This is a genomic window from Pelomonas aquatica (assembly GCF_026712205.1).
GTDB classification, from domain to species: domain Bacteria; phylum Pseudomonadota; class Gammaproteobacteria; order Burkholderiales; family Burkholderiaceae_C; genus Pelomonas; species Pelomonas aquatica.
Map to the genome: position 1 here is coordinate 62,782 of NZ_JAPPUW010000024.1, position 6,250 is coordinate 69,031.

The window sequence follows — 6,250 nt, forward strand, 5'->3', positions numbered from 1 at the left end:
CATGAATCGATTCGTCTCCAAGCTGCTCAGCCCCGCGCTGCTGGGCACATTGGCCGTGCTGGTGTTGTCGGCCGTGATCTGGTGGGTGGGGCCGCTGATCGGCATCGGCGACCACCGGCCGCTGGACCCGACCTGGGTGCGCGTGCTGATCCTGGCGCTGCTGTGGGCGGGCTGGATAGCCCGCCTCGCCTGGAAGGCCTGGCGGCGCAGGCGCACGAACGCGGCGCTGATCCAGGGCATGAGCGGCGGCGCGACCGCCGGCGACCGCGAGGCCCAGGTGCTGGCCGAGCGCTTCGCCGAGGCGATGACGCGGCTCAAGGGCGCGGCCGGCCGCTCGCTGCTGCAGCCGGGCGCCTACCTCTACGAGCTGCCTTGGTATATGTTCATCGGCGCGCCGGGCTCGGGCAAGACGACGGCGCTGCTGAATGCCGGCCTGCAGTTCCTGCTCGGCGACGGCAAGCAGGGCGCGGAACTGCGCGGCGTCGGCGGCACGCGCAACTGCGACTGGTGGTTCACGCGCGAGGCCGTGCTCATCGACACCGCCGGCCGCTACACGCTGCAGGAGTCCGACGAGAAGGTCGACGCGCAGGCCTGGGACAGCTTCCTCGGCCTGCTGAAGAAGACCCGCCCGCGCCAGCCGATCAACGGCGTGCTGCTGACCGTCAACGTGCAGGACCTGCTGCAGCAGGGTGCGCCCGAGCGCGCGCAGCACGCGGCCAAGCTGCGTGAGCGCCTGCACGAGCTGCAGACCAAGCTGGGCGTGCGCGCGCCGGTCTATGTGCTGGTCACCAAGGTCGACCTGATCGCCGGCTTCAACGAGAACTTCGCCGACCTGCCCAAGGAGGAGCGCGACCAGGTCTGGGGCTTCACGCTGCCCTGGCAGGACGGCGCAACAACCAACGTGACTGCCGACGTGACCGCCGCCTTCGACGGCGGCTATGCCGGCCTGGAGCAGCGCCTGGGCGAGCGCATGCCCGAACGCCTGCTGGCCACGCGCGACCCGCAGCGCCGCGCCGCGGCCTTCGGCTTCCACCAGGAGTTCGCCGCGCTGCGCGGGCCGCTGCGCGAGTTCCTCGCCACCGTGTTCGCGTCCGGCGGCAGCCTGCAGGCGACGCCGCCGGTGCGCGGCGTCTACTTCACCAGCGGCACGCAGGAAGGCACGCCCATCGACCGCGTCATGGGCGCGCTGGGCCGCAGCTTCGGCCTGACGCGCCGCGCGTCGGCCAGCCTGGCCGGCCAGGGGCGCAGCTTCTTCCTGTCGCAGCTGCTGCACGACCTCGTCTTCGTCGAACGCGGCCTGGGCGTCTGGAACGCGGGGGCCGAGCGCCGCCGCCGCCTGCTGTACTGGTCCGGCGTGGCGGGCCTCGCGACGCTGTCGGTGGCGCTGCTGGTCGGCTGGGCCGTCAGCTACACGCGCAACGGGCATTACGCCGAGGACGTTGCCGCCGGCCTGCCCAAAGTCCAGCAGGCGCTGGCCGCCGTGCCGCCGGCGCCGCAGGGCGACGTGACGGTCGCGCTGGCCGCGCTGACCGAGGCCCGCGCCGCCGCCGCGCCCGCGGACTTCCCGGTGGACCAGCCGCCCGCGCTCGCCACCTTCGGCCTCTACCAGGGCAACAAGCTCGACGCCGGCGCCCGCCTGGGCTACGAGCGTGCGCTGCCGCACGCGCTGGCGCCGCGCATCGCCGCGCGGCTGCAGGAGCGGCTGCGCGCCGCCAGCCGCGACAACCTGGAGAACGCCTACGAGGCGCTGAAGTCCTATCTGATGCTGTACTCGCCGAACCACTTCGACGCGGACAGCCTGCGCGCCTGGATCGGCAGCGACTGGGACCAGCAGTACGCCCGCAGCCTGACCGCCGAGCAGCGCCAGCAGCTGGACGCCCACCTCGATGCGCTGCTCGCGCTGGGTGCGCCGGCCGCCATCGCACCGATGGACCAGAACCTCGTCGCGAGCGTGCGCGAGATGCTGGTGGCCTATCCGCTGGAGTACCGCGTGTTCAGCCGCCTGAAGCGCCAGAACCGCGGCGGCAACGCGCCCGAGTTCTCGGTCGCCGCCGCGGCCGGGCCGGACGCGGCCAAGGTCTTCACGCGTGCCAGCGGCGAGCCGCTGACGCGCGGCATCCCGGGCCTCTACACGCGCGACGGCTACCGCCGCAGCTTCCAGTCGTCGCTGGCGCTCGTCGCCGGCAAGCTGGCCGCCGAGGAGAGCTGGGTGCTGGGCGTGCCGGCCGACCCGCAGCGCCAGAAGGACGCGCTGCTCGGCGACCAGCTCAACAACCGCGTGCGCCGGCTGTTCCTGGAGGAATACATCAAGGTCTGGGACAAATACCTGGCCGACGTGAAGCTCGTGCAGCTGGGCGGCCTGGCCGGCAGCATCGAGGCCTCGCGCCTGCTCGCGTCGCCCGACTCGCCGCTGACCAAGCTGACGCGCCGCATCGCCGAGGAGACGACGCTGGTGCCGCCGCCGGCCGCCCCTGCCGGCGGCCTGGCCGGCGCGGCCGCCGCGCTGAGCGACAAGGTCAAGCAGGCCAAGGCCGACGCGGCCGCGCTGTCCGACGGCGGTGCCGCACCGGCGGCCGGTGGCGGCGTCGCGGTCGAGCAGATGGTCGACGACCACTTCGCCAACTACCGCCGCCTCGTCACCGGCAGTCCCGCGCCCATCGACGACACGCGCAAGCTGTTCGAGGAGCTGAACCTGCAGCTCGTGGCCATCGACGCCGCGCAGAAAAGCAAGGCGCCGCCGCCCGCCGGCGGTGGTGGCGGCGCCAAGCTGAAGGCCGCGGCCGGCCAGCAGCCGGAGCTGATCCGCGGCGTGCTGGAGACGCTGGCCGATGCCGGCGACCGCCAGGGCCGCAGCGCCGAGCGCGACCTGCTGACGGCCGAGCTGCGGCCCATCACCGAGTTCTGCCAGCGCGCCATCGCCAACCGCTACCCGTTCGCGGCCAACTCGCGCGCCGACGTGCTGCCCGAGGACTTCGGCCAGCTGTTCGGCAACGGCGGCATGCTGGACGACTTCTTCCAGCGCCGGCTGCAGCCGCTGGTGGACACCGGCACCGCGAGCTGGAGCTACAAGCCGCTGCCCGACGGCACGCGCCCGGCGGCGCCCGCTGCGCTGGCCGAGTTCCAGCGCGCGGCGCGCATCCGCGAGGTGTTCTTCCGCGGCGGCGGCAAGGCGGCAGGCTTCCGCGTCGACATCCGCGCCGGCGAGCTGGCCGACGGCCTCAAGGAACTGAGCCTGGACATCGACGGCCAGCACCTGGTCTTCACGCCTGGCAGCACGGCGCAGACCATCACCTGGCCCAGCACCCGCGTGGCCTCGCAGATCAAGCTCAACACGGCGCCGGCGCTGGCCACGCCGCTGATGTTCGAAGGCCCGTGGGCGCTGTTCCGGCTGTTCGAGCGCTTCGAGGTGCAGCCCGGCGCCCAGCCCGAGAAGTTCAGCGTGCTGTTGAACCTGGAAGGCCGCCGCGCCCGCCTGGACGTGACGGCCGCCAGCGTCTTCAACCCGTTCCGGCTACGCGAGATCTCGCAGTTCCGCTGCCCGGGGGCGATGTGAGCAGCGTGGTCGCGGGCTGGCACGGCAAGCTGCCCAGCCTCGGCGACTTCGCGTCGCGCCGCCTGGAGCCCGACTTCGTCGCGCTCTGGGACGGCTGGCTGGCCGCCGGCCTGGCCCAGCTGCGCCAGCAGTCGCCCGGCGACTGGCTGCAGCACTACCTCGCCTGCCCGGCCTGGCGTTTCGTGCTGATGCCGGGCCTGCTGCCGGCGCCGTTCGGCGACCACGCCTGGGCCGGCGTGCTGATGCCGTCGGTGGACCGCATCGGCCGCTACTTCCCGCTGACGCTGATCGCGCCGCTGGTCGAGTCGCCCCGCAGCGAGGCCGAGCTGCGCGCGCTGCTGAGCTGGCTGCACGACCTCGACGACCTCGCCGCCGATGCGCTGCAGGACGACTGGCCCATCGACCGCCTGGAAGCCGAGCTCGCCCAATGCCCACGCCCGGGCTGGGACGTGCCGGCCACCATCACCGATCTGCTGCCGATGGGCAGCAGCTCCTCCACCCACCCGGCCGCGGGCGCCGAAGCCATCGTCGCGCTGGTCGCCGACGGCCAGGCCCAAGCCTGGCGCCAGGCCTCGGCCGGCCACGCCTTCTGGTGGGCCGACGGGCAGTCCGGCGAACGACGCCTGCTGGTGACCCGCGGCCTGCCTCCCACCGACGACATGCGGCTGCTGTTCGGCGCCGCGCCCGCCGCACCATGACCGCCTCCGACGACGATCTGCCGACGCAGATCCAGCCCAGCCCCGCAGCTTTCGACAAACCGCACCAGGCCGCCTCAATGGGCGACGGCAACTCGCTGCCCATCGGCACGCGCCTGGCCGAGTTCGAGCTGACGCGCACGCTGGGCGAAGGCGGCTTCGGTATCGTCTACCTGGCGATGGACCACTCGCTGCAGCGCAAGGTCGCGCTGAAGGAGTACATGCCGTCGCAGCTGGCCTCGCGCGGCGCGGGCACCAGCGTCAGCGTGAAGGCCGAGCGCTACCGCGACACCTTCGAAGCCGGCCTGAAGAGCTTCATCAACGAGGCCCGGCTGCTGGCCCAGTTCGACCACCCGGCCCTCGTCAAGGTCTACCGCTTCTGGGAAGCCAACGGCACGGCCTATATGGTCATGCCCTTCTACGAGGGCCAGACGCTGAAGGACACGCTGAAGGCACTGCCCGGCCCGCCCGACGAGGCCTGGCTGCGCGGCCTGCTGACGCCGCTGTCCGAGGCGCTGAAGGTCATCCACGGCGAGCAGTGCTTCCACCGCGACATCGCGCCCGACAACATCATCCTGCTCGGCGGCTCGCACACGCGGCCGCTGCTGCTGGACTTCGGCGCCGCGCGCCGCGTCATCAGCGACATGACGCAGGCGCTCACGGTCATCCTCAAGCCCGGCTACGCGCCGCTGGAGCAGTACGCCGAAGTGCCGCACATGAAGCAGGGCCCGTGGACCGACATCTACGCGCTGGCGGCCGTCGTCTACTTCGCCATCACGCGCCGCACGCCGCCGCCGTCGGTGGGCCGCATGATGGGCGACACCTACCAGCCGCTGAGCCAGGTGGTGGCCGGCCAGTACGGCGACGGCTTCCTGCACGCGATCGACCGCGCGCTGTCCGTGAAGCCCGAGGACCGCCCGCAGAGCGTCGCGCAGCTGATCGCCGAGCTGAACCAGGCAGGGCCCGCCGCACCTGCCACGCTGCCCGACGACTTCGGGCCGGATGACGACAAGACCGTCATCCGGCCGGCCCGGCCCGGTGCGTCGCCGTCGCCCGCACCCGATCCGCTGGCCGGGTTCGGCAGCGCCGCGTCCACGCCGCCCAGCCCGGCGGCGGCGCGCGCCTCGTCCCGCACGCCGCTGTACGCCGGTCTCGGCGCGGTCGGGCTCGCCGCCGCGGGCATCGTGGCCTATCTGTCGCTGACGCCGACGCCGCAGCCCAGGCGCAGCACGCCTGCCGCGGCAGCGCCCGTCGCCGTACTGCCGCCGGCTCCGGCGCCGAATGCCGTCGAGACGGCCCCGGCGACACCGCCCGCCTCGCCGGCGCCACTGGCCAGCATCGACCCGAACGCCGATTTCGAGCGCGTCCTGGGTGGCCAGAGCGTCGGCTTCAGGGTCGACGTCGCGGCGAAGAAGACGAAGCTACGCATCGGCCACGATCGCTTGTCGTTCACCTTGCGCTCCGAGCGCGACGGCTATTACCACGTCCTCGCGCTCGGCCCCGACGGCACACTGGTCCAGCTGATGCCCAACGCCGTGCTGACCCAGCACCGCATCAAGGCCGGCGAGACGCTCACGCTGCCCGGCCCCGCCATGCCGATGGACGTCAGCCCGCCGGCCGGCGCCGAGCAGCTCTTCGTCGTCGTGTCCGCCACGCCGCGCGACCTCAGCGGGCTCAAGATCGGCGCGGACAGCGGCCTGACCGAGCTGGCCGTCGGCCCCAAGGCCGCCAGCATGCTGGGCGATCAGGCCGGCCGCCGGCCCGCCTACCTGGGCCGCGCCGCCTGCCCGTCCAGCGGCGACTGCAGCCAGGACTACGGCGCCGCCAGGTTGATCTTCGACATCGTGCCCTGAGCACCCTGGGCGCCGGGCCGACAACGACGGAATCGAGTAGGGTGAGGGGTCGCCCCCTCAGCCCTCTCACACCACCGGACGTGCGGGTCCGCATCCGGCGGTTCAAGTAAAACGCTGGAGTTGCTGGTGGGTATCCACCAGCGAGACCA

General features: G+C 72.9%; 3 protein-coding genes. All 3 read left to right on the forward strand.

The window, feature by feature from the left end:
- Nucleotide 1 precedes the first annotated feature (1 nt).
- Genes tssM through NYP07_RS20420 form a run of 3 tightly spaced genes read left to right on the forward strand, consistent with a single transcriptional unit; the run spans nucleotide 2 to nucleotide 6,101 of the window.
- Entirely contained in the window at nucleotides 2-3,553 is a 3,552-nt protein-coding gene (gene tssM / locus NYP07_RS20410) for a type VI secretion system membrane subunit TssM (RefSeq protein ID WP_268153578.1), read from the forward strand.
- A complete protein-coding gene (gene tagF / locus NYP07_RS20415) occupies nucleotides 3,550-4,251 on the forward strand; it encodes a type VI secretion system-associated protein TagF (RefSeq protein WP_268153579.1) in 702 nt (233 codons plus the stop codon). The genes tssM and tagF overlap by 4 nt, the downstream gene beginning before the upstream one ends.
- Entirely contained in the window at nucleotides 4,248-6,101 is a 1,854-nt protein-coding gene (locus tag NYP07_RS20420; RefSeq protein ID WP_268153580.1) for a serine/threonine-protein kinase, read from the forward strand. Before tagF ends, NYP07_RS20420 begins: the two co-directional genes overlap by 4 nt.
- Nucleotides 6,102-6,250: the final 149 nt, after the last annotated feature.

Excerpts from the sequence above, each read along its gene's own strand:
- tssM (WP_268153578.1), top strand. The coding sequence starts at position 2 with ATGAATCGATTCGTCTCCAAGCTGCTCAGCCCCGCGCTGCTGGGCACA.
- NYP07_RS20420 (WP_268153580.1), top strand. The coding sequence starts at position 4,248 with ATGACCGCCTCCGACGACGATCTGCCGACGCAGATCCAGCCCAGCCCC.